At 30.7% G+C, this 24,189-nt stretch carries 23 protein-coding genes; 1 reads left to right on the forward strand and 22 read right to left on the reverse strand.

Going from position 1 to position 24,189, the window contains the following annotated elements:
- Positions 1-61: 61 nt before the first annotated feature.
- The 22 genes from L1276_RS21530 to L1276_RS21635 form a co-directional block, all read right to left on the reverse strand.
- Positions 62-952 (reverse strand): glycosyltransferase family 2 protein, encoded by an 891-nt coding sequence (locus L1276_RS21530; RefSeq protein WP_253791481.1) that lies wholly within the window; start codon positions 950-952, stop codon positions 62-64.
- A complete protein-coding gene (locus L1276_RS21535; protein WP_253791483.1) occupies positions 953-2,092 on the reverse strand; it encodes a glycosyltransferase family 4 protein in 1,140 nt (379 codons plus the stop codon).
- The gene (locus tag L1276_RS21540; RefSeq protein ID WP_253791485.1) at positions 2,085-3,053 is read right to left on the reverse strand and encodes a glycosyltransferase family 2 protein; all 969 of its coding nucleotides are present in this window, start codon (positions 3,051-3,053) and stop codon (positions 2,085-2,087) included. Before L1276_RS21540 ends, L1276_RS21535 begins: the two co-directional genes overlap by 8 nt.
- Positions 3,054-4,535, reverse strand: coding sequence for an oligosaccharide flippase family protein (locus L1276_RS21545; protein WP_253791498.1), 1,482 nt, complete (start codon positions 4,533-4,535; stop codon positions 3,054-3,056).
- Entirely contained in the window at positions 4,536-5,549 is a 1,014-nt protein-coding gene (locus L1276_RS21550) for a glycosyltransferase (protein ID WP_253791499.1), read from the reverse strand.
- Positions 5,550-5,559: 10 nt separating this feature from the next.
- Positions 5,560-6,090, reverse strand: a complete 531-nt coding sequence (locus L1276_RS21555) for an acyltransferase (RefSeq protein ID WP_253791500.1) — start codon at positions 6,088-6,090, stop codon at positions 5,560-5,562.
- A gap of 52 nt (positions 6,091-6,142) precedes the next feature.
- A complete protein-coding gene (locus L1276_RS21560; RefSeq protein WP_253791501.1) occupies positions 6,143-7,249 on the reverse strand; it encodes a DegT/DnrJ/EryC1/StrS aminotransferase family protein in 1,107 nt (368 codons plus the stop codon).
- Positions 7,246-7,797, reverse strand: coding sequence for an acyltransferase (locus L1276_RS21565; protein WP_253791502.1), 552 nt, complete (start codon positions 7,795-7,797; stop codon positions 7,246-7,248). The genes L1276_RS21560 and L1276_RS21565 overlap by 4 nt, the downstream gene beginning before the upstream one ends.
- Positions 7,794-8,210, reverse strand: coding sequence for an FdtA/QdtA family cupin domain-containing protein (locus L1276_RS21570; RefSeq protein ID WP_253791503.1), 417 nt, complete (start codon positions 8,208-8,210; stop codon positions 7,794-7,796). The genes L1276_RS21565 and L1276_RS21570 overlap by 4 nt, the downstream gene beginning before the upstream one ends.
- Positions 8,200-8,604, reverse strand: a complete 405-nt coding sequence (locus L1276_RS21575; protein ID WP_253791505.1) for an FdtA/QdtA family cupin domain-containing protein — start codon at positions 8,602-8,604, stop codon at positions 8,200-8,202. The genes L1276_RS21570 and L1276_RS21575 overlap by 11 nt, the downstream gene beginning before the upstream one ends.
- 12 nt (positions 8,605-8,616) lie before the next feature.
- A complete protein-coding gene (locus L1276_RS21580) occupies positions 8,617-9,690 on the reverse strand; it encodes a Wzz/FepE/Etk N-terminal domain-containing protein (protein WP_253791507.1) in 1,074 nt (357 codons plus the stop codon).
- 7 nt (positions 9,691-9,697) lie between these two features.
- Complete coding sequence (locus L1276_RS21585; RefSeq protein ID WP_253791509.1) at positions 9,698-12,199, reverse strand: SLBB domain-containing protein; 2,502 nt, start codon at positions 12,197-12,199, stop codon at positions 9,698-9,700.
- A 48-nt stretch (positions 12,200-12,247) separates the two neighbouring features.
- Positions 12,248-13,294, reverse strand: coding sequence for a dTDP-glucose 4,6-dehydratase (gene rfbB / locus L1276_RS21590; RefSeq protein ID WP_253791511.1), 1,047 nt, complete (start codon positions 13,292-13,294; stop codon positions 12,248-12,250).
- A 12-nt stretch (positions 13,295-13,306) separates the two neighbouring features.
- On the reverse strand, positions 13,307-14,314 hold the full coding sequence (locus L1276_RS21595; protein WP_253791513.1) for a mannose-1-phosphate guanylyltransferase: 1,008 nt from the start codon (positions 14,312-14,314) through the stop codon (positions 13,307-13,309).
- Positions 14,315-14,346: 32 nt separating this feature from the next.
- On the reverse strand, positions 14,347-15,636 hold the full coding sequence (locus L1276_RS21600; protein ID WP_253791515.1) for a nucleotide sugar dehydrogenase: 1,290 nt from the start codon (positions 15,634-15,636) through the stop codon (positions 14,347-14,349).
- Between the two features lie 291 nt (positions 15,637-15,927).
- Entirely contained in the window at positions 15,928-16,392 is a 465-nt protein-coding gene (locus L1276_RS21605; protein WP_253791518.1) for a UpxY family transcription antiterminator, read from the reverse strand.
- 93 nt (positions 16,393-16,485) lie between these two features.
- The gene (locus L1276_RS21610; protein WP_253791519.1) at positions 16,486-17,877 is read right to left on the reverse strand and encodes a UDP-glucose 6-dehydrogenase; all 1,392 of its coding nucleotides are present in this window, start codon (positions 17,875-17,877) and stop codon (positions 16,486-16,488) included.
- Positions 17,878-17,899: 22 nt separating this feature from the next.
- Positions 17,900-18,883 (reverse strand): SDR family oxidoreductase, encoded by a 984-nt coding sequence (locus L1276_RS21615; protein ID WP_253791521.1) that lies wholly within the window; start codon positions 18,881-18,883, stop codon positions 17,900-17,902.
- Between the two features lie 7 nt (positions 18,884-18,890).
- Entirely contained in the window at positions 18,891-21,344 is a 2,454-nt protein-coding gene (locus L1276_RS21620) for a polysaccharide biosynthesis tyrosine autokinase (protein ID WP_253791523.1), read from the reverse strand.
- 14 nt (positions 21,345-21,358) lie between these two features.
- Positions 21,359-22,147, reverse strand: coding sequence for a polysaccharide biosynthesis/export family protein (locus L1276_RS21625; protein WP_253791525.1), 789 nt, complete (start codon positions 22,145-22,147; stop codon positions 21,359-21,361).
- A gap of 70 nt (positions 22,148-22,217) precedes the next feature.
- The gene (gene recR, locus L1276_RS21630; RefSeq protein ID WP_253791527.1) at positions 22,218-22,838 is read right to left on the reverse strand and encodes a recombination mediator RecR; all 621 of its coding nucleotides are present in this window, start codon (positions 22,836-22,838) and stop codon (positions 22,218-22,220) included.
- A gap of 176 nt (positions 22,839-23,014) precedes the next feature.
- Positions 23,015-23,380: a CoA-binding protein gene (locus tag L1276_RS21635; protein WP_253791529.1), complete on the reverse strand. Its 366-nt coding sequence runs from the start codon at positions 23,378-23,380 to the stop codon at positions 23,015-23,017.
- A gap of 151 nt (positions 23,381-23,531) precedes the next feature.
- Between L1276_RS21635 and L1276_RS21640 the strand changes: the two genes are divergently transcribed.
- On the forward strand, positions 23,532-24,161 hold the full coding sequence (locus tag L1276_RS21640) for a MarC family NAAT transporter (RefSeq protein WP_253791531.1): 630 nt from the start codon (positions 23,532-23,534) through the stop codon (positions 24,159-24,161).
- The last annotated feature ends 28 nt before the right edge of the window (positions 24,162-24,189 follow it).

Below are 24,189 nucleotides of genomic sequence, written 5' to 3' on the forward strand. Positions count from 1 at the left end.
ATTATGTAGGTTCCCAATATTTAAATATAAATTTCAAACAAAATGTATTAGTTAACGTATTTTAACTAATCAATGAGATAAAAAACTGGGATTTTTCTTTAAGTGTTAATCTCTTATCTACTAAAACAGGAAGCCTTACAATTAGATACACAAACCTAAACATGTAATAATTTAGGATAAAAGAATTTTTTCTGAAATACTTAAACATTCCATCGTTGATCATAATTCTTTTCTTTGCTGAAAAATCTTCTTCGGCAACGCTTGCTCCCTCTAGATGTATTATTTTGGGATCTTTAATCAAATAGCGTTTTAATTCTAATTTGTGTATTTGCAACTGCAAATCCGTCTCTTCAAAATACATAAAAAAAATTGGATCAAATTTTCCTGCTTTAAAAAACAAGTCTTTTGTCAAAAACAAATCTGCTCCAGTTATGTAATCAACTTCTAAATAGGAATTATTATCAAATTTTGGAATGTACTTTGTAAATGGGAATCTAAATAACTTCGATAGATAATTATTTATAACATTGAAAATAATTTTTCTTTTAAAAGGGAACTTCTCTGCTGAATGGATAAAATCTTCTTTTTCATCCACTAACATGCTTCCTAAACATCCTATATTTAAGTTAGAATTTTTTCTATAAAAATCTAAAAAATGGAAAATTGCATTATTTAACAAGATAGTATCTGAATTCAAAAGAAATAAATGTTCTCCCTTAGCAAATTCTGCACCTAAGTTATTAGCCTTTCCAAAACCTAAATTTTCCTTTGATTCTATAAGTAAAACTTCAGGAAAATTTTCTTTTACAAACTCCTGTGAACCATCTATTGATGCGTTATCAACAATAATAATTTCAAAATTAACCTCTTTTGTATTTCTGTAAATTGATGCAATACAGTTTGCTAATAATTCTTTAGTATTATAATTTACTATAATGATTGAAACATCCATTTACAATTCCTTAATTACTTTAACATTCATGAATGTGATTATATTATGACAAATATTCTTCCAATAAAAATTTTCATATGCAAAATTCTGAATAGAAACACAGTCCTGAAATAATTTTTCTTCAGCATTTACTTTTTCATTTAGAACTTTAGAAAGTTCAATGTGATTGCCAATTGGAAAAATACCTCCCAATCTCGCATTATCTGTAACATCATACGCTGTATTTAGATCAGTTGAAACAACCATACATCCAGATTTAATAGCTTCGAGAAAAACTAGTGGAAAGCCTTCGGATATTGATGTTAAAACGAAAATCTTTGCTCTTTTATATTTATAATTTAAAGCTTTACGATCAGAAATTGGACCTGTGAATGAAATTTTATCTGTAAGATCAGGATTGTTATTCATGAACTCATCGATATAAGTATTAAAGCTTTCCTCAATTGGACCAATAATTTCCAGTTTCCACTTATCATTTAATTTTGAAAACTCTTTGAATCCTTCAAGGAGTACTTCATTATTTTTTTCAAATGATCCTATACGACCAACCGTAATAATTAAATTTTCTTTATCGGCGTAATCTACATCTTTCCTTACCCCATAATCGTAAAAACCGTTTGGAATATATTTAACCACGTTTTTAAATATATCTTGTGTTATCGCAAATTCATGAAGTTTTTTACTTTCTAAACTAACTAAATCAATTTTTTTTAGAAGGATTTTGTATATAAATTCTTTAACACGAGTAAATTTCCAACTTCTAATTGAATCATTTACATCCATTTTTAAATAAACTCTGGCTTCCGGATTTCTAAAATTCAAAACTTTAAAAATATACAATAAAAACAATTGTTTTATAGAGAAATCGTAAACCTGTAAAACATCGAATTTTTTAAAGTTAAAAAAAATAAAATTTAATAAATTTAGAAAGTTGCTCTTAAAAACTTGTTTTATAAAAACTTGTTTTAAACCTTTAACATCTGTTTCTAAATATGGATAATCACCATTATTGTAGCTTGCAACTGTAGATTCATAATTAAATTCTTTATAAAGAACATAAGGAATCATACCAATATCCTTAATAAGATGGACATTTTCGCATGGAGTAAAAATTGTCAAAAATCTAATATTCCTATCCATTTTGACTTTTATTAAGATAACTTGAATAAAGCTTAATTAAGGGTGTATGACATATGAAAAATTTAACAAAACCTTTGAAACCAGTTCCAATTAAGAAATTTGAATGATAAATTGCTCTTTCAAAATGTCTGTCTTTAATAAAATTAGTTGCTAGAAAATTATGGTGCAATTCTTTAAGTTTTTTAATATCAATATCATCACTTGGATATTTATTAATATAGTATTTCTTTATATCCAAAACGGCATTTTCAAATTTTTCAGTCTTTTCGTAGTTACTTTTATTATTACTGATAGACCCATCTGCAACTGTGTAAGTTATAGTCTCTACGGGCATATATTTAAACTTCGTATGTTGTATCATTTCTAACCACATTGGGTAATCTTCCATTAGAAAACCAAGAGTTATAAATTTATCGAAATCAATATATTTACAGAAAATTTCTTTCCTAAAAATCACTGTTCCCGCTGAAATAAAATTACCTTTAAGTAAATTTTGGTACATTTTTTTTTCATCAACAACAATTGTTTTTGAACTGCTAAAAATTTCAGTATTATCATTTAAGCTGACATTCACTATTCTATAGTCAGTAAAAACCAATCCAAAGCTTTTCTCTTTTTCTAAAAACTCGACCTGCATTTCGATTTTATGAGGATTGTGCCACCAATCATCACCTGCACAAACTCCTAAATATCTGCCTCTGCTTTTTTGTATACAATCAGTATAATTTTTAAGCAGTCCTTTATTTGGCTGTTTATCCATAAGGTGGATGATATCAGGATATTCTTCAGCATATTTTTCACAAATTAGCCTCGTGTTATCATTTGGAGATGCATCCTCACCAATAATAATTTCAAATTTATATTTTGTTTGTTGCTCTAATACACTTTTAATTGTACGTTCAATTGTAGCTTCTTGGTTATAACAAAGGATAACTACTGATATAAGAGGTTCTTCTGACATTTATTTTCTTTTTATTATTCTGTTAAGAAGTATTTTCATATCCATAATTAAACTTAAATTATATACTGAATAGATAATAGAAAATAGTAATGCAATAACAGAGAGTGTTAAACGAAAAAAACCCGTTAAATATTCATGAGAAGAAAAAGCCGCTGCTAAAAAAACAAACATTATAAATATAACTTTAATATTTTTAATAGATATGTTTATACCAAACCGCAAGTAACTATATAGATATGTAAATAACATTGCTAAAAACTGAGAGATAAAAAAAGACAAACCGACACTAAAAAAACCATAAAAATCCCAACTTAAATAAATCAGAGCTAAGTATATTAAGGTATAAGAAATACTAAAAAAAACATATAGTTTTCCTAATCCCTTGGCTAAAAATACATAACCGCATGCCCAAGCAATTATTTTGAAGAAATCCCCCATGACCTGCCATTTTAAAATAGCCACAGAACCCATGAATTTTGAAGAATATAATACTTTAACAGCTATATCAGCAAAACCAACCATACCAATTATTATAGGTGATCCCAGAAGAAGAACAATATATAATTGTGTATTTACTGCGAGATTTAATTTCTTATTATCATCATGAATTGATGCCAGTTTTGGATAGTAATCTCCGGCCATAGCACCTAAAACAATCGAAAGATACATTGTAGCAATTGTATTTGCGGCAGTAAATAAACCTACCCCTTCAACTCCTACTTTATCAGAAATAAATCCTCTCAGTAATAATGACATTAACTGGTCAAACGCACTTACAAGTATGGTAAAAATCCCAATTCTAATCATACCTCTTGCGCTTAACCAAGATTCTTTAAATGAAATCTTTCCGTATTTAGGAATATCTAACTCTCTATAAAAATAATAAGTCACTAAAAAGCTTACAAGACTCCCCACCACTAGAGAAGAAATAATCCCCTTCTCCTTCAATAAGATATATAATATAACTGAGAAAAATGAGCTAATGATGTTTGAAACGACTGATGCCTTAGCCATTAGTGAAATTGACCTTTTTCCCTGCATTACAGACGTAAACCCAGAACTTAATGTCAAAAAAAATATTGAAGTTGATAAAAATACAAATCCAATAGCATAAGTATTGTTGTTAAACAAAAACTGACTTAAAGGTAAGCTAAAGACAATTGTTATTAAAGCTCCAAAAAAAGCAGAAATTAAAACCCATCTGTTAAAGATTTTTACCGTTTTTGATAAACTAGTATTATCTTGATTACTGTCTGCAATCGAAATATCTCTAACCCCACTAAAAGGTAGTCCTAAACCCGCTATATTTTTAATCATATCACTAGCGGTAGTCAATATACCAACAATTCCAACACCAGAGGCGCCTAGAATGACGGCAACAATTTTGGTTTTAACTAAGGAAATTAAAATGTTTATAATTTGACTTCCTCCAACAGTTCCTGTAGACTTTAAAACTGCCTTAGACTCTTGATTTTCACTCATCTAAATTTGAAATCCTATCTCTTTATATTGGTCTTTAAATCTATTAGCCCATCTAAGCCAATTATCTACAGAAATCAATTTATCAGTATTTTTATTAAGTATTTTTATTATATCATCTTCTAATATATCCTTTGGATAGCCTGACATTGGATTTAGTTCATCAGTAAACCATGACTCATTCAAAATATCGTTATAAATAAAAGGATTAAAGTCTATTCCTGTGAACATATTAGTAGCGGAAGAACTGAAACTTGTAGTCACAACATCTTTTTTAAAAACACCGTACCTAGCCTCTTTTTCTGTATTATAAAAGTTTAAAGCTTTTATTAGCTGTTCATCCTCGTTTACTACTCCTGAAAAATTATTCCATAAGTGTGAATAATATTTTTTAGAAAAAATAGCGCCTGCAACATTATAAATTGTATAGTAATTGATTTTGCTTTTATTTTTAATTCTCAATTTATGCATTATTGACCAAATTTTAAATGGGTTACTAGCAAAAAATTTTTTAAATAAAAATTCATTTTTTATTAAAAGAGAGGGTTTGATTTCATTTATGCTTTGAGATATCTCTTTAAGTTTTCCAGAAACCAACCTTGGATTACCAAAACAGAATAGTTTTAATATACACAATTTATTTGTTTCTAACAAATTGTAAATTTCATCTATATAAATCTTCTCTGTAAACCAGAAATCGTCTTCTAACAATATAAAATACTTATCCTTGTTCTCGTTAATACTGGACAACCAGAATTGGGTTGGGATCTCCATTTCCTTTATAACTTGTCCTTGAGAAATAAATTTTTCTATTTTGTTTACCTTTTCATCATAAAATGGGGATAGTTTTACCTTAACGCTAGGATACTTATCTTTTATTTTTTGTAAGTATTTAGGATGAGTCCCATCATCTAATATTATGATAGACAAATTATCATCAATTACATTTAACAAAATGCTTTGAATACATCTGTCTAAATAATATGGTCTGTTAAATGATTTTATAAAAACATTCATATATAATTTATTAGATACTTTTAAGAATTTTTGCAGGCACACCCCCTATAATAACATTAGGTGGGAATTTTCCCGAAACAACAGCTCCAGTAGCAACTATTGAATTATCACCAATTTCGGAATTCTTTAAAATAACAACATTATTACCAATCCAAACATTTAAACCAATTATAACTTTACCAATTTCTCCTAATTGATTTCTATTATGAGGCTCTATTCCATGTGCTTCATGATCCATTACAGTAACATTTTGCCCAATCAATGAATTATCACCAATCTCAATATAGTTTGCTGCTAAAAGAAAAATATTATTATTTGTCTTAACATTGTCTCCGATTTTTATTCTTGAGTTATCATAACGAGCTTGAATTTCGATGCTTCCGCGTCTGTTAAAACCTCCGATCTTATAACCAAACAAGCAATCATATCCAATTTCAACATACCCTTTACCAGTACAAACTGTATGTTGTTGTATTTCTAATCTTTTCTTAAAAGTAATTTTATTTAAAAATAAAGCACGACAATTAGGAAGTAAAAACAAATAAAAAAAATTACTCCGACGAATAAAAGTGCTAAGTAATATTCTAAACCTATTAAACACCATACAAATTTATCTTATTAATGATAGTAGTAACGTCATCATCAGATAAAACAGGGCTTATTGGTAAACTTAAAACCTGTGCATGAATAATTTCTGAAATTGGAAAATTTAAAGTATTCCATTCTTTATATGCATCTTGTTTGTGAGGAGGAATAGGATAATGAATTACAGTTTGAATATCATTTTTAGACAAATAATTTTGAAGATCTGCTCTATTTGCTGTCCTTATTACAAAAAGATGCCAAACATGAGCATCCCTTTCAGTAGTGGATGGTAATATTATTTTTTCATTAGTGATCTCTTTTAGATATCTTTCCGCTATTTTTCTCTTATATTCAGTCTCCTCATCAAGCTTTGCTAACTTTACTGAAAGAAAAGCTGCCTGTAGTTCATCTAAACGACTATTAATTCCTTTGTATCTATTTTCATATTTTATATGAGAACCATAATTTAATAAAGCTCTTATTGTTTCAGCAAGCTTATCATCAGAAGTTGTAATTGCACCACCATCTCCCAAAGCTCCTAAGTTCTTTCCTGGATAAAAACTAAATCCAGCTGCATCCCCAAAATTACCCGCCTTTTTTCCTGAATAGCTAATAGCACCGTGTGATTGGGCACAGTCTTCAATAACCTTTAGATTAAATTTTTTTGCAATTTCCATTATTGCATCCATTTCGCATAATTGACCATACAAATGAACCGGCAAAATAGCTACAGTCTTTCCAGTTATTAATTTTTCAATGTTCTCAGGATCCAAATTATAAGTTTCTAAATTTGGTTCTACTAATACAGGGATTAAATTATTTGCAGAGATTGCTAAAATACTAGCAATATATGTATTAGAAGGAACTAAAATTTCGTCCCCATCTTTAAATATATGAAGTTCTTTGTAAGCTCTAATTATAAGAATTAAAGCGTCTAAACCATTAGCCACTCCAATACAATGCTTGGTATTACAATAATTTGCAAACTTTTCTTCAAATTCTTTTAATTCGGCTCCCATAATGTACCAACCAGAATCTAAAACACGTTCAAAAGTTTGAACTAAATCTTTTTTATAGGTTTGATTGATCTGATAAAGATCTAAAAATTTTATCATTTTAAAATTGGTTTATATCCATCTAAATAATACTCTTCTCCTGTTAGTTTATCTATTAAATTTATATCTAACAAAACACAATCTTGAGTTATATATCCTTTATGCTTTGCTGGATTACCATACCAAACTGTATAAGGATCGATAGATTTTGTTATTACACTTCCTGCTCCAATAAAGGCTAGTTCTCCTATTTCAATTCCAGCTATAATAGTTGAATTCGCACCTATAGAACAACCTTTTCTTAACATTGTTTGTTTAAATTCTTTAGGATATCTTTTTGACCGAGGTATTAAGTCGTTGGTAAATGTTACATTAGGACCTATAAAGACATTATCTTCAATCCTAACACCATCCCAAATCTGAACTCCCGATTTAATAGTGACATTATCACCGATTAAAACATCATTTTCTATAAAGCAATTACAATTTATATTACAATTACTTCCTATAACAGCCTTTTCTAAAATTACTGTAAACTGCCAAATAGAGGTACAATCTCCAATTCTAATAGATTGCACATCTGCTAATTGATGTATTTTACTATTCATTTTATATAATTCATGTAGTCTTCATAGTTCCTTAAATAATCTGTTTCCGCATAAGTATGTGATGCAAGAACTAAACAAATAGATCCTGAAGAAAAGTTTATCTCCGATGCCCAAATTCCTGGTGGTATATGAAGCCCAAGATCCGGTCTATTAAGCAGTACTTGTCTTTTTGTTATTCCATCATCTAATAAAACTTCAAAACTACCACTTGTAGCAACTAAAAACTGATGACATTCTTTATGGGCATGAGCCCCTCTAGATTCACCACCTGGTATATCATATAAATAAAAAATACGCTGAATTGTAAAAGGAATCTCAATGTTATTATTTATTGATGTAATATGTCCATTTCTATCACCCTGCTGTTTGAGATACACAAGACTACAATCAAAAACAGTTTTTCTATTTGTCATTAATCTCTTTTTTTAATTCTTCAAAATCTCTTATATAATCTTCCGTAGAAAAAAACTCACTAGAAACATGAAGAGCTAATGAATTTGTAGAAAAATTTTCAATATGCCTCCAAGTTTTTGCAGGCAAATACAAGCCATAGTAACTTCTATTCAAGGAATATTTCTCAAGTGAACCATCTATATTAGTAATAATTACATCAAAACTACCACTTAGCGCTATAATAATCTCTTTTTGTGTTTTATAGGCATGTCCACCTCTTACTTCTCCGCCAGGAACATCGTAAGTCCAAAATGTTCTTTTAATTTCAAAAGGTACTTGATTTGGATACTGCATAAAAGTAAGATTACCTCTAGGATCATGAATTTTTGGGAAATCTATAATTAATGGTTTCATTATATGTAAAAATTACTTTAAGTTAACTCCAGAAAACAGTTTCTTAAAAAATAAAAAAATAAAGATCATAAATACAGCTAAAAAACCCCCAATCACAAGCCCTTTGGTTTTTCCAAAACGCTCTTTTGGCAACGGCAAAATCGGTCTGTCAATTATCTGAATCAAAGGTGTTTCTTTTCTAAGATTAACTTTTGCAAGTTCAGACTGTTTAACAAGCTCAGCAAGAATTGCTGTATTGGTTTGTACATCTACTTGTCTACGAGATGATGGTGCCCGCTGAACATTATGGGCAGGATTTAACATAAATGTATTATCATTTGCTATCGCAACACCGCTTATAGCATTGTTCAATTCCCTTCTAATGGAGTCTGTCTGCCTATATAAAATCTCCATATTCATACGGGCTTTCTTGCTTTTTGTTTCAACATAAAACTTACCCACCTGTGATGCAAGTGCCTCACAAAAATATGCAGAAAACAATTCATCACCCGAAGCGACCTCAATGGAAGTAATTGCAGTTTTTTTGTCTTTTTGTTCGACAGATAATGTACCCTTAGATAAATTATTATAAATTAGTCCTAAAATACTATCTTGAACTCTAGTAAAACTTTTACGATCACTATTTGGCAGAAATTGAACATTTTTAAACTTAGATTGTGTATTCCAGCTATCACGCCATTTATTAATATGAATATACATCTCGGCTAAGGAAATTATCTTTCCTTCTACCTTAACCGGTGTCAATAAGGTTTTCTCAACCATACTACGAGATTTAAATAACTCTGTTAAGTTTGATCCCGAAAAAACCCCGCCTCCATTACTGCTAACACCTAAACCTAAAGAACCTGCAAGACTAAATGCACCTCCTAGGCCTCCTGATGAATTTTCATCTTCTAAAACAAAAGATAATGTTGCGGTATAAATAGGCTTTTTGTTAAATGAGTACGCCACACCAAGCATACCTCCAATTATTCCTACAATTAAAATTACTTTCCATTGACTAAGAAAATAATTAAAATATTCCTTTACTTTTTCTAATACATCTTTAAGCAAAATTTCATCGCTTTCTGTAGCCATATTTTTCATTAAAAATTTATTTAAAAGCAGTAACAATTAATAATGCCAGACTAGCAAATGCAGTACCTAAACCAGCCCACTCTCCTGCACTCATTTTCTTTGTTTCTGGTTTCTCTGGAACAACTATCTGAGAATCTGGAGTTACTTTTGGATAAGATCTAAAAAAAAGAAATGACGTAGTAACCGATGCTTTTCCATTAGGATATATAATGTAGGCTTTCTTTTTCCAGCCTTTACTATCTACACCACCAACAGAGTTTATGTAATATTTAAATCCTTTACCACTTCTATAAGGAATTTCGGACGTAAGCAAAACATTACCTGTGACCTTTACCCCTTCATTATATATAGAAACTTCAATTTCATCTCCTGGAAATAAAGTGACATTAGAGTAATGATTTTTATCTTTAACTATTTTTTCCCAATTAACAGGAATTGTAGAGTATTTCAATTCGTCTCTTAGTTTTTTAGATAACTTAGAACTAAGTGTATCTTTACTTTTAAAATTTGACTCCTCTGTAATTCCTTCTTTTTTATCTAATGTTTCTTTTTTTTCCAGATTGAGATTTATATTTTCTAATTGTTCAATCTGTTCTTCCTTAATTGGTCTCTTGATTTTCATACCGTCTAGATTAGCAATAGAAGTAAGTCCTCCCGCTCTCATTACAATATTATAAACTGTTTCTTTTTTGTTTGCTAAAACGTACTTACCTGGATAAGTAACGGCACCGCTAACTTTGACCATTTCTGGTTTTTCATAAACTGCCATTCTACGAATATTGATAACATCAAATGGTTTTAAAACAAAGTTTTTAATTTGTTCATTATTGCCAGCTGTAATTTCAAGCTCAACTAATTCTATACGTTTTGGATCAGCATCGTCAATTTCATCTGATTTAATCATTCTTGCTATTTCAACTCTTTTTGAAGCTGAGCCGGTTAATCCGCCAACCTGAACAACTAAATCATTTAGGGTTAAATTATCAAAATATTCATACTCTCCAGGATTCTTTACTTCTCCATCAATTGTAATTTTATATTCTTCTCTAAATTCCAATATTGAATAAACAGTAACGATGTCTTCTCTTTTTAACTCAATATCTGCATTTAAATCTCCAGACATAGCTGCACTTAAATCTACATTTACAATTTCGGTAGTTAAGTCTGTTTTTAGACGAATAACTCTTGCCCTTTTTGTATATGCATCTTCCTTAAGACCTTCTGCTCTGGTAACAAGATCCGAAATCCTCATTCCTTCATTATAAGAGTAGTAATCAGGTCTAAAAACTGCGCCTTCAATTTTAATACGATTTTCAAATCGATTTAAAATTTTTGTAATTCTAAAAACATCTCCTGATTGTGGCTGATAAGTATTATATTCACTTTCGTTTATATCATGTACCTTAAATTCCTTTCCTGTCTTTTGCAATACATTTACGGATGCTGTATATGCGAATTCGTTAAATCCAGAAGCATAATTTAATAAATCAGAGAACTTCTCTCCTGCTTTCATTTCAAAAATCCCTGGGCGCTTTACTTCGCCTTCCACAGTTACTCTTTGACTGTAAGCTGGAATTCGAATTACATCATTTTCTTTTAAACCAACATTATCGGATTGATCTCCTTTTACTAGAAACCTGTAGATATCAATGTTTTTATAAACTTTATTATTTCTTATTAATTCTATATTTCTGTAACTTCCATTTTTTCCTGGACCGCCTGCTAAATGCAAAGCATTATAAACTGTTGCCAAAGAAGAGATCGAATAATTGCCTGGTTGTTTACCTCCAACAATTGTTACTTTGATCGTGCGAATTTGACTTAAACTAACCGCAACTTGTGATTGACCTGATCGAACGGTACTATACACTTTTGCTATTGCTGCTTTTATCTTTTGAGTTGCTGCCTCGATTGACAAACCAGAAACAGCTATTTGTCCAACATAATCGATGGTTACTTTTCCCTCTACACTAACAGGAATACTAGCATTAAATTCCTGAACTCCATAAACGCTAACTTGTAATTCATCTCCAGGTCCTAAAACGTAATTCAAAGGAGTGGCTAATTTCAAATCTGGTTCAAAATTTAAAGTTGGATTATCAAACAACTCTGAACCAAAAATCAAAGAGTTCAGAGAATCTTTTATTTTTTCATTTTTAATTTTTTCTTGTTTTCTTCCAAACTCAGAATCCTTATCCGCTTTTTTTGATTTATCCTGATCTTTATCTTTATTTTTGTCCTTTCCTGAAGTGTTCTTTCTTTCGTATTCTGTAACACGAGTTCGTAATTTATCAAATTCTACCTGACTCATTCCTTTTGATAAAGCCATAGATTCCACATCATTAATAGTCGCTTTATTACTATTTAATTGAGAAACGATTTTTGCGATTTCATCATCTGACAAATAATCTACTTTTACAGTACTGAGGTCTTTAGATTTTATAATATCCTGAGCATTTGCATTAAAAGACATTAATAGAACAAAAAACAGAGCAAGAACGTAAGTTATTTTTTTCATATTGAATTATAATTTAAACTTAGGTTTAAATATTTTATATTATTTCCGTTATGAATATTGCTTTTCATAATAATCTTTATAAGAACCCGATGTTACGTTTTTTAACCAATCTTCATTATTAAGATACCAATTTATTGTCTTTTCCAGACCTTCTTCAAAAGTAACAGAGGGCTTCCATCCTAGTTCTTTATTTATTTTTGACGCATCAATTGCATATCGCAAATCGTGACCAGGTCTATCTTTAACATACGTAATCAAGTTTTGAGACGTTCCTGATTCTCTTCCTAATTTTTGATCCATTATTTGGCAAAGAAGTTTTACCAAATCAATGTTTTTCCACTCATTAAAACCTCCAATATTATAAGTTTCATGATTTTTTCCTTCATGAAAAACTAAATCTATAGCAATGGCATGATCTTCGACAAATAACCAATCACGTGTATAATTTCCGTCACCATAGACTGGCAGTGGCTTATTGTTTATAATATTATTTATAAAAAGAGGGATTAACTTTTCTGGAAAATGATATGAACCATAATTATTTGAACAGTTTGTTAAAACATAAGGCAGACCATAAGTTTCTCCATAAGCTCTAACAAAATGATCAGAACTCGCTTTGGAGGCAGAGTATGGAGAATTTGGATCATAAGCGGTAGTTTCAGTAAATAGCCCTTCAGCTCCTAAAGATCCATATACTTCATCTGTACTAATATGATAAAACCTCTTTCCTTCAAAATTCCCTTTCCATTGTTTTTTTGCTGCATTTAGCAAGTTCATGGTTCCAATAACATTGGTCTTTACAAATGCTAATGGATCTTCAATAGAACGGTCAACATGTGATTCAGCCGCTAAATGTAAAACTCCATCAAAATTATGTTTTGAAAAAAGATTGTCTATGAAATTTTCATCAACAATGTCTCCTTTTATAAAAGTATAATTTGATTTATTTTCAATATCTTTTATATTTTCTAAATTTCCCGCGTATGTTAGTGCATCTAAATTATAAATTTGATATTCCGGATATTTATTTACGAAACGTCTTACTACATGAGACCCAATAAAACCAGCTCCGCCAGTTATAAGAATTTTTTTCATCTTAAACCTAGATTAATTTAATAAATCTGAATTTTGTTTTTCTAATGCACTGTACACATCTTTTACGTCTTGTGAATTTTCCTTTTGCAAAATTAAATTTGCAGTTTGTGTATGTACAAATATGGTATTTCTCAATCCTAAAAAAGTAGTATGACTGTCACATCCTATAACCATATTTCCATTTGCGTCAATTGGATGCCCTTTAGAAACTAAATATTCATAAACAGACTCAAAAGAGCCTAGATCCGACCAAGAAAATGAAGCCGGAACTACTTTAATTTTTTTGCTTCGTTCCATTACAGCATAATCAATACTAATTGAAGGGATTTGCATTGATAAATCAAAATCTAAGAATCCTTCTTTCGAGGCTTCCCAAACTTCTTTAGATTTTTCATAAACATCTGGCTGAAATTGTTTTAATTCCTCTAAAAGAACTCCTGCTTTGAAACAGAACATACCACTGTTCCACAAAAAGTTGCCTCTTGCTATAAATTCTTTTGCAGTAGTTTCATTGGGTTTTTCACGGAATGAGATTACTTTATCTCCTTTGGACTCAATATAACCGTATCCTGTTTCAGGTTTCGTTGGAATAATTCCAAATGTTACTATATACCCTTCTTTTGCTTTTAAAACAGCTTCCTGAATGGCATTATTATAATCATCCATTTTATCAATAATATGATCAGAAGGAGTGATAATTAAAACATCGTCAGGATTAGATGCAAAAGCAGCAAATGCAATTGCAGCTGCAGTATTTCTAGGCGTGGCTTCTACAATATTCAAATAAGCAGTCTTGGTTTTATCCATTACTTTCCCACTTAAATGATGATTATCTACATTTCCTACCACCATAACTTTATCAGCTAAATGACTATTTCTTTCAACAGTCATCTCAAATAAAGATTTATTTTCAAATATCTCCAAATATTGCTTTGGCTGGCTTTTACGAGAAAGCGGCCATAACCTACTTCCTACTCCACCAGTTAAAATTACATGTATGATTGAATTGTTATTTTCCATTAAGTATTAAATTTAAAAAGAAGTCAGAGTAATTACAGTCTGTTATCTGCAATTGTTCCCAAAACTCCTTTTACATCATATAACAAACTATTTTCTTTTTGCAATTGTGAAAAATTTAATTTCAAAAATTCTTTGTGTGCTACTCCTAAAACTATAGCATCAAATTTTTCTATTGGTAAAGAATTAATAGTTTCTAGTTTGTACTCTTTTTTAACCTCTTCAACATTTGCTAAAGGATCATAAATTGTAACTACTATTCCGTATTCTTTTAATGCTTTTATTACATCAACTATTTTGGTATTTCTAACATCAGGACAGTTTTCTTTAAATGTAATTCCAAGCATTAATAAATTAGCGCCATTCACTGAAACGCCTTTTTTAATCATTAATTTCACAATCTGAGAGGCTACATACTCTCCCATACTGTCATTCAAACGTCTTCCTGCCAAAATTATTTCGGGATGATATCCAAATTCCTGTGCTCTTTGTGCCAAATAGTAAGGATCTACACCTATACAATGTCCACCAACGAGACCCGGTTTAAATGGCAGAAAATTCCATTTTGTAGCAGCAGCAGTTAAAACCTCCTGTGTATCGATATTCATTAAATTGAAAATCTTAGCTAATTCATTTACAAAAGCGATATTTATATCACGTTGAGAGTTCTCAATTACTTTTGCGGCTTCGGCTACTTTTATTGACGGAGCTAAATGAGTTCCTGCAAGTATAACAGATTTATATAATTCATCTACTTTTAAACCTATTTCAGGTGTTGAGCCCGAAGTAACTTTTAAAATTTTTTCTACAGTATGTTCTTTGTCTCCCGGATTTATTCTTTCTGGTGAATATCCTGCAAAAAAATCTTCATTAAACTTCAAACCTGAAACCTTTTCTAAAACTGGAACACATTGTTCTTCTGTAACGCCGGGGTAAACTGTTGATTCATAAATCACAATATCTCCCTTTTTAAGTATTTTCCCAACTGATTCGCTGGACTTATACAACGGTGTTAGGTCAGGACGATTATTTTTATCAACTGGAGTTGGAACTGTTATGATGAAATAATTACAATTTGTAATATCTTCAAGTTTATTTGTACAATATAATCCAATCCCAGCATTTTGATTATTAACCAATACACTTTTTAAGGTTTCAGAATCAATCTCTAAAGTTGTGTCTACTCCGGAATTTAAACTTTCAACCCTTGTTTCATTTATATCAAATCCAACAACTGGATATTTTGTAGCGAATAATCTTGCTAAAGGCAAACCAACATAACCTAAACCAATCACAGCTATTTTTATGTTTTGTTCCAATTTCATTACTTTTTTTAAATTTCAGTCACTAAAACTCACGGCTTCGCCCTTCTGAGTCACAAACCTTTGCCTCAGATGCCCTAAAATCATTTTCGGCAAATATAAGATATTCACATTACTTAATCAATACGGTTTCCCGTATAACTAAAAAGAAATCGTATTAATTTTTTCCAAAAAAAACAAAAGACTCTTAATCAGTGAATAAAGATTTTATTTACAAATAAAAAGAGAGCATAAAACATTAAATAATGATTAAACTCTCTTTATATTTAATATGTTTCCTATTTAGAAACGGAATTATTTATATTTTATTTTCAAAACACAGCCTAATGATTCAAGAACTAAAATATAATGTGTTTTTGAGACCTCCTGAACTATTGCATTTTGATTACTAAATACTCCTTTTTCTAGTTTAATTCTATCTCCAACCTGTATCTGCGTTACTGATACATCTGCAATATTTGATGCATTTAAACTATTTTTAATTACAGTTATTTCCTCATCACGCACAATTGCAGGTTTTCCTAACCAAAATAAATACCTTACAACTCCTGCAATCTGAAAAACAGAATTTCTATCTATATCTTGTAACTGTACAAAAACATAGGAATTAAAAAGCGGTACTTCAACTTTTTTCTTTCTGTCAGACCATTCCTTAACCTGAGTAATTAATGGACAATAACACTCAATTCCTATTTGAGTAAGTTTTTCGGCTACTTTTTTCTCCCATTTCGGTTTTGTATATACTACATACCAATTCATAATTTTTGCTTATCTTGAAAATAAAATTCTTTTATCAGCCTCTGCAATATCTTCATTTCCATATTTAAAATTTCACCTCAATTTATCGGTCAATTACGAACCAATTGCGCTATATACAAATCCAATAGACTGTAATTCTTTTGCATTCAAAATATTTCTTCCGTCAAAAACAAAAGCAGGCTTATGCATAGACTCATAGATCTTCTGCCAATCGTAAGTGGTAAACTCATCCCACTCTGTTAATACTGCTATTGCATGCGAATCTTTACAAGCTTCATAAGCATTTTCAAACACTGTTACCGCCTTAGCATTTTGTTCTGCATTTCTTGTCTCTAAATAATCTAAATCGCCAAGCATCTTCTTTCTTGAAACTTTCGGATCATAAACAGAAATTTTGGCTTGTTCATTAATTAAATCATCAGCTACATAAATCGCAGCTGACTCTCTTGTATCGTTTGTATCTTTTTTAAAAGCCCAGCCTAGAAATGTAATTTTTTTATCGGCTACTGTGTTATATAACGTCTGAACAATTTTATTTGAGAATCTTCTTTTTTGATGATCATTCATAATAATTACCTGCTCCCAATAATCTGCAACTTCATTTAAACCGTACGATTTAGCAATATAAACCAAGTTTAAGATATCTTTTTGAAAACATGAACCTCCAAAACCGACAGAAGCTTTTAAGAATTTTGGCCCTATCCTGCTATCCATACCAATTGCTCTTGCAACTTCATTCACATCTGCACCTGTTTTTTCACATAATTCAGACATTGCATTAATTGAAGATATACGTTGTGCTAAAAAAGCATTTGCGGTTAGTTTTGACAATTCCGAAGACCAAACATTCGTAGTTAATATTTTATCTTTGGAAACCCAATTTGCATAAACATCAACTAAAGCATTAATTGCAACTTCACCATCTGGAGTAGAATCTCCGCCAATTAAAATTCGATCTGGATTTAATAAATCTGCAACTGCAGTTCCTTCTGCTAAAAACTCTGGATTTGACAAAATCTGAAACTGAACACCATTTCCAGTATTATCTAATATACTTTTAATTGCCTCGGCAGTTCTAACAGGTAAAGTTGACTTTTCAACAACAATTTTATTCTGTTTTGCAACTTTCGCAATTTGTCTGGCACATAGCTCAATGTATTTCAAATCAGCTGCCATCCCTTTTCCTTTACCATAAGTTTTGGTTGGTGTATTTACCGATATAAAAATAACCTGAGCTTCATCAATTGCCTTTTCTACGTTTGTTGAAAAAAACAAATTTCTTCCTCTTGCTTCTGCTACAATTTCTGAAAGTCCCGGCTCATAAATAGGAATATTGTCAGTATTCGGGTCATTCCAATCATTTATTCTTTGTTCATTCAAGTCTACAACCGTAACTTGAATATGGGGACATTTTTGAGCAATTACTGCCATTGTTGGACCTCCAACATAACCAGCACCAATACAGCAAATTTTTGTAATTTCCATTTACTATCTTATTATCTTATTTTTATTTCAAATTATTCCAATACCAGCTTACCGCCTGTTTTAATCCCTCCTGTAAAGAATACTTTGGATTATATTCTAATAGTGTTTTTGCTTTTTCTATACTTGCTAATGAATGAGGAATATCGCCTGCTCTGTTTTCTCCATAAGTGACTTCTACATCAGCAATTTTCGGATCAAACTCTGATAAATATTGCTTTAAATATTTCACTAAATCATTTAATGTATTTCGATCTCCGAAAGCAGTATTATAAACCGTATTAATTGCTGTTTGATTTTGAGTCCTTATTGCTAAGTCATTCATCTGAATCACATTATCTATATAAGTAAAATCACGTGAATAATTGCCATCACCGTTAATTATCGGGCTTTCATGATTCATTAGCTGTCTAACAAATTTCGGAATTACAGCCGCATAAGCCCCATCTGGATCTTGTTTTCTTCCAAAAACATTGAAATATCTTAAGCCTATTGTTTCTAACCCATATGTTCTGCTAAAAATTTCAGCATACAATTCATTTACATACTTTGTAATGGCATAAGGAGATAAAGGTTTCCCTATTACTTCCTCTACTTTTGGCAACCCTTCAGAATCTCCGTAGGTAGATGAACTCGCCGCATAAATAAAACGTTTTACTTTTGCATCTCGAGAAGCGACTAATATATTTAAAAAACCAGAAACATTTACATCGTTCGTTGTTATTGGATCATTTATAGATCTTGGTACAGAACCCAAAGCTGCCTGATGCAAAACATAATCAACACCTTGAACAGCTGTTTTACAATCTTCAAGATTTCGAATGTCCCCTTCAATTAATTTGTAATTAGGGTTTTCTATAAAATCCTGTAGGTTGTGCCGATGTCCTGTAGAAAAGTTATCTAAACAAATTACTTTATGTCCTAATTTTAAAAAATACTCCGATAAATTTGAACCAATAAATCCCGCACCTCCGGTAATTAATATTGTATTATGAATTGTAGTTTCCATTTGTTTATCATTGTTTTTTTCTAAATAACTTAGAAATCATTTTCAAAAAACTGCTTTTTTCTTCTTCTTCATGGTATCCATTTGAATAAGCTCCATAACCGTAGCCATACCCATAGGTAGATCCATATTTTGCTTTATTTTCGAAACCGTTAAAAACAATGCTTGCATTACTTAATTCACCTCTTTTGATTCTGTTATTAAGCAACGTAATCATATCTTTCTTCGTATAATTCTGCCTTACTATATATAGCGTAACATCAGCGTATTGAACCAACTCTAACGAATCTGAAACTAACCCAACTGGAGGTGTATCCAGAATAATATAATCATACTTTTGCTTTAGTTCCTCTATCAATTCTGTCATGGCATCGCTCAAAATCAATTCTGATGGATTTGGCGGTATAGGCCCTGATAATATTACATCAAGATTGGCAATTTGGGTTGAATTTGTAATTTCTTCCAGAGTATTTTGTTTGATCAAATAATTCACAACACCTATTTGATTATTAGTCAAACAAAATTCATCTGCCAAACGAGGTTTTCTCAAATCAAGACCAACAATTACTGTTTTTTTCTCACTTAAAGCAAAAACTGTAGCAATGTTTATAGAGCAAAATGTTTTTCCCTCTCCACTAATAGATGAAGTGATCATCAAAGTCTTAGAACCGCTTAATTGCTGCCTTTTATATAAAAACTGTAATGAAGAACGAATACCTCTAAACGCTTCTGAAAGTGCCGACTTAGGCTTATCAAACACAGCCAGACTAACTGAATTTTTATTAAATCCTACTACTCCTATTATTGGTATTTCGGTTAATTTACTGATATCTTCTGTATTTTGTATTGAACTGTTTATGAAAAAAATCGCAAAAACAAACATTAAGGGAATTAATATTCCTAAGAACAAAGCCAATACATAGTTTGCTGAAGTTTTTGGACCAATTAATCCTCCTCCAATATCCTTTGCCGGATCAATAAAATGAATATCAGACAAATTAGAAGCTTTTACAATTTCTGCTTCATTTCGCTTCTGAAGAAATTCAGTATAAACATTATCACTTAAATCGTATTTTCTTTTAATTTTCAACAATTCCTGCTGCTCTTCCGGAAGTCTTTTTACTGTGCTTTCCGCCTGACCAATTTTGGCATTTACTAATGACAAATCATATAGCAAAGAGGCTTTTGCAGATGCTATATTTTCAAGTAAAACACTTTTTACGGCCTGCATTTGATTATCAAAATCCTTAAAAATCTTATCGCTTTTTACTGCATACGCCATTTCTGATCTTTGGGTAGACAAAGCAATAAGTTTTGAAACACTTGCTACAATGTTTGGATCTTCAATTCCTGCCACAGAAGGTGCCGGAAGTCTTGAATAATCAACACTATTATTTAAATATGTTTTTAAAGAATTATAGTAACTGATTTTTCTAGTAACCTGATCCTTTTCAACATCAAAATTCATAATTTTATCTGAGATTTTTGCTCCTCCTTCTTCAATCTCAAATATATTTTTATCTTTTCTAAAAGTTTTCAATTCATTACCTGTCTGCTTTAATTGAGATTCCATAGCAACAAGAGTACTATCAATAAATCTAATTGTATTAGTTGCAAACTGGTTTTTACCATCTAGCTGAATCTTGATTAACATTTTTACTGTCGAATTTAAGTATTCAACCATTCTGGCTTTATTAGTTCCCTGCATACTTAATGTCAACAATGAACCTGAACTTTTATCTCCATCAACATTTATTCCTCGATAGCGGGCGACAGTTCCGTCAAAATCATTAAATCGGACAAAATACTCTTTCCCTTTGTAAAAACCAGGATTATCATTAATTTGCAATTTCCAATTTAAAAACGGTAAAGAAACGCGTTCTCCAACTTTATATTTTTTTGCAAAAGTTACAGGTTGTACCGAAGTGTTACTATAAGTATTATTAGAATAAGTTATTAACGAAACTGAATTACTCTCAAATGGAATTTCAATTTGATATTCATTTTCACTTAAAAACTTAATCTTAATTAAAGTCCCTGCAATTTGTCCTTTTGTTTTATCAATATCAATATAAAAGGGAACTGCTCCATAAGAATCAATTATGTTGTATTTCCCTTGCTCTAAATAGTCGATGTAATACTGCAATTTATCTACAACCAGTTCGTTGTGAGATCTTGATTGCAGTATTGTAGAAATTCCATTAACTTGGTCTGAAATTCCTCCCCAATTAAACACCAAACTTGTATTAGATGTAAAAAAAGGATTACTTTCTTCCTTAATAGAAATCATATTCTGCATTCCATAAATTTTCTCTTTACGAATATTTACCTGATATGCAATAGTAAAGGCTACTAGCAAACTTGCTAAAAACCATTTCCAGTAACTTAAAAATTTCAGCAAAAAACCCTTAAAATCAAAATTTGAATGATTCTCAAAAATGGAAAAATCTTTTATGTCTAACATCTTTTGAATAGAGTTTAATTTTTGATTATCAAATAAACAGTTGTTGCCAATGACAGTAAAGTTATAATAGTACCTATAGATTGTATCCCAGTCTGCCCAGTTCCCCAAGTTTTCTGTCTTAGAGGCTTAACATATATGTAATCATTTGGCTGTAAAGTATAATATGGTGATTTCATTACATTAACATCGGTAAGATCAATATCGTTCATTTGTACTCCCGTAGGAGTTTGACGTATAACTGTAACTGCCTTTCTATTTCCTACTGTAGTTATATCGCCTGCATTTGCGATAGCTTCCATGACATTAAGATTTTCTTTGAATAATGTTTTTGTGCCTGGGGATGTTATTTCACCATTTATTGTATATCTAAATCCAGCTAATTTTACTGTTACAAAAAGACTAGCTTCACTTTTAAAATGTTCTTCGAGAAGTTGTTTCTCAATTTTAACACGAACTTCTTCTAAAGTATAACCTATAACATTAATTTCTCCTAAAATGGGCATTCTAATATTACCATGATCATCCACAGTGAATCCATCAAAATATAATGAAGATTCAGTTTTACCAGTAGCAGTGCTTTCTGTTGTATTAAAAATAGACACCAGCTTTGGATCGATTGCTTTTATACTAACACTTAAAACATCATTAGTTTGAAGTCTATATGGCTTAGATTCTACTGCGACAATATTATTTTGTTCACTTGAAGAATTTTTATCTTGCAGATAAACAAGATCTTTTATCGGAATGCAAGAGGTAAATAATGCACTAATTAGTATAAGTATATAAAAGCTTTTTTTTGTCATTGGTCAAATTTTACCGCAAATATAGCTTTTCCTTTAATCTTCAGGAAATCTATATGTCAATTGATCTTATTTAATTGTTTTTGAAAGTTTTTTCGAATGGAACACGGTGCAAAATACTTCTGCCAAGTGTAATTTCATCGGCATATTCTAACTCATCACCAACTGATATTCCTCTTGCAATCGTAGAAATTATAATTTTGGATTCCGCAATTTGTTTATAAATGTAAAAATTGGTGGTATCACCTTCCATTGTAGAGCTTAGTGCAAAAATAATTTCAATTACTTTTCCTGCTTTTACTTTTTCGACTAAACTGTAAATATTTAACTGACTTGGACCAACTCCTTCTATTGGAGAAATCTTACCTCCCAATACATGATAAATACCTTTATACTGACCGGTATTTTCAATTGCCATAACATCTCGAATATCTTCGACAACACAAATTGTCTGGTGATTTCTTAATGAGTTTGCGCAAATCTCACACACTTTTGTATCTGAAATATTATGACAGTTTTCGCAAAACTTAATATCTTCACGCATATTTAACAGCGCTTGTGACAAAAAACCAGTTTGTTCTTTTGGCTGTTTTAACAAATGAAGAACCAAACGCAATGCTGTACGCTTGCCTATTCCTGGTAATTGCGACATTTCGTTAACTGCTTTTTCTATTAGTTTTGATGAAAATTCCATGAGGACAAAAGTAATACTTTTAATGGTTCAGCGTAATCAGAGTAAGCTAAATTCCATACTAAAAAAAATTCAAATAACACTCGCAGTATCTTTCTGGCCCAGATAGAAGCGATATCCTTTTATGGCGAACTTCGCCATAAAAGATATAGCGGAGAGCTGGAAAAAGCTCCTAAAATTTAATATTGATTTGTCGCTAATAAAACCAAGGTACAAGCAACTTCAACTTGAATATTATTTAGCTCTAATAACTGATAAAGTTCAGGATTTTCAGTTCCAGGATTAAAAATCACTCTTTTAGGCTGTGCTTCTACAATGTAATTATAGTAATCGCGTTGACGTGTAGGATTTAAATATAAAGTTACTGTATCTATATTTTTAACAGGAACAGCTTTTGTGTGAATTTTTACACCAGCCACTTCTCCTGTATTTTGACCAATTGCTAGTACTGTATGTCCTTTTTGAGTTAATGCATTTATCGCTCTAAAAGCATAACGGTCAGGTTTTGTAGTTGCACCAAGCAACAATGTTTTTTTATTTTTCATTATCTTAGAATATTTGACAAAAGTAGTCAAAAAGCACGAGTTTAATTTATTCTATTGATTTAGAATATTGACTCTAAAAAACAATATCATGCCATTATTTTGTATCCAGATATTAAAATTTGACTATTTTTACCTCACTAACCAATATTGTATGGATTTATTTATTTACCTATTTGCGGCACTTTTTTCAGTATTAAACCCAATTGGTACTGTTCCAATTTTTGTTGGATTAACACAACATGATTCTCAAAAGGAACGTTCTAGAATTTCTTTATGGACTGCCATAAATGTTGGTATTATTTTATTGGTTTCTTATTTCATTGGTCAATATGTGCTTACATTTTTCGGGATTAGTATAGATGCTCTTCGAATTGCTGGCGGAATCGTAATTGTAAACTCTGGATTTTCATTACTTTCTGGCAAATTCAATAAAAAACGAGGCATCAATAAAAAAATTGAAAACGAAGTACAGCAAAGAAATGATATCGCATTAACTCCATTAGCAATACCAATGCTTGCGGGTCCAGGCTCAATTTCATTATTAATTGCGTTTTATCAAGAACACCATCAAATAGAAGAAATTCTTTTTTCTTGTCTTGCGATTTTAGCAATAGCCGTTGTGATTTTTGTTATTCTAAAAAGCGCACATTATCTGGCAAGGATTTTAGGTGCATCAGGAATTGTTGCGATTTCTAGAATTGTTGGCTTTATAGTAATTTCTATCGGAATTCAATATATTGTGAGTTCAATCGTAAATATCATTAAGGGAAATTTAATGTAGTTTAACTTACATAAACAAAAAACGGGAT

Source organism: Flavobacterium sp. HSC-32F16, from assembly GCF_024171645.1.
Taxonomy (GTDB): Bacteria; Bacteroidota; Bacteroidia; order Flavobacteriales; family Flavobacteriaceae; genus Flavobacterium.

What these genes read in the sequence shown, in the direction of transcription:
- L1276_RS21530 (WP_253791481.1), bottom strand. Translation starts at nt 952, where the DNA reads ATGGATGTTTCAATCATTATAGTAAATTATAATACTAAAGAATTATTA.
- L1276_RS21535 (WP_253791483.1), bottom strand. Translation starts at nt 2,092, where the DNA reads ATGGATAGGAATATTAGATTTTTGACAATTTTTACTCCATGCGAAAAT.
- L1276_RS21540 (WP_253791485.1), bottom strand. Translation starts at nt 3,053, where the DNA reads ATGTCAGAAGAACCTCTTATATCAGTAGTTATCCTTTGTTATAACCAA.
- L1276_RS21545 (WP_253791498.1), bottom strand. Translation starts at nt 4,535, where the DNA reads ATGAGTGAAAATCAAGAGTCTAAGGCAGTTTTAAAGTCTACAGGAACT.
- L1276_RS21550 (WP_253791499.1), bottom strand. Translation starts at nt 5,549, where the DNA reads ATGAATGTTTTTATAAAATCATTTAACAGACCATATTATTTAGACAGA.
- L1276_RS21560 (WP_253791501.1), bottom strand. Translation starts at nt 7,249, where the DNA reads ATGATAAAATTTTTAGATCTTTATCAGATCAATCAAACCTATAAAAAA.
- L1276_RS21565 (WP_253791502.1), bottom strand. Translation starts at nt 7,797, where the DNA reads ATGAATAGTAAAATACATCAATTAGCAGATGTGCAATCTATTAGAATT.
- L1276_RS21570 (WP_253791503.1), bottom strand. Translation starts at nt 8,210, where the DNA reads ATGACAAATAGAAAAACTGTTTTTGATTGTAGTCTTGTGTATCTCAAA.
- L1276_RS21575 (WP_253791505.1), bottom strand. Translation starts at nt 8,604, where the DNA reads ATGAAACCATTAATTATAGATTTCCCAAAAATTCATGATCCTAGAGGT.
- L1276_RS21580 (WP_253791507.1), bottom strand. Translation starts at nt 9,690, where the DNA reads ATGAAAAATATGGCTACAGAAAGCGATGAAATTTTGCTTAAAGATGTA.
- L1276_RS21585 (WP_253791509.1), bottom strand. Translation starts at nt 12,199, where the DNA reads ATGAAAAAAATAACTTACGTTCTTGCTCTGTTTTTTGTTCTATTAATG.
- rfbB (WP_253791511.1), bottom strand. Translation starts at nt 13,294, where the DNA reads ATGAAAAAAATTCTTATAACTGGCGGAGCTGGTTTTATTGGGTCTCAT.
- L1276_RS21595 (WP_253791513.1), bottom strand. Translation starts at nt 14,314, where the DNA reads ATGGAAAATAACAATTCAATCATACATGTAATTTTAACTGGTGGAGTA.
- L1276_RS21600 (WP_253791515.1), bottom strand. Translation starts at nt 15,636, where the DNA reads ATGAAATTGGAACAAAACATAAAAATAGCTGTGATTGGTTTAGGTTAT.
- L1276_RS21605 (WP_253791518.1), bottom strand. Translation starts at nt 16,392, where the DNA reads ATGAATTGGTATGTAGTATATACAAAACCGAAATGGGAGAAAAAAGTA.
- L1276_RS21610 (WP_253791519.1), bottom strand. Translation starts at nt 17,877, where the DNA reads ATGGAAATTACAAAAATTTGCTGTATTGGTGCTGGTTATGTTGGAGGT.
- L1276_RS21615 (WP_253791521.1), bottom strand. Translation starts at nt 18,883, where the DNA reads ATGGAAACTACAATTCATAATACAATATTAATTACCGGAGGTGCGGGA.
- L1276_RS21620 (WP_253791523.1), bottom strand. Translation starts at nt 21,344, where the DNA reads ATGTTAGACATAAAAGATTTTTCCATTTTTGAGAATCATTCAAATTTT.
- L1276_RS21625 (WP_253791525.1), bottom strand. Translation starts at nt 22,147, where the DNA reads ATGACAAAAAAAAGCTTTTATATACTTATACTAATTAGTGCATTATTT.
- recR (WP_253791527.1), bottom strand. Translation starts at nt 22,838, where the DNA reads ATGGAATTTTCATCAAAACTAATAGAAAAAGCAGTTAACGAAATGTCG.
- L1276_RS21635 (WP_253791529.1), bottom strand. Translation starts at nt 23,380, where the DNA reads ATGAAAAATAAAAAAACATTGTTGCTTGGTGCAACTACAAAACCTGAC.
- L1276_RS21640 (WP_253791531.1), top strand. Translation starts at nt 23,532, where the DNA reads ATGGATTTATTTATTTACCTATTTGCGGCACTTTTTTCAGTATTAAAC.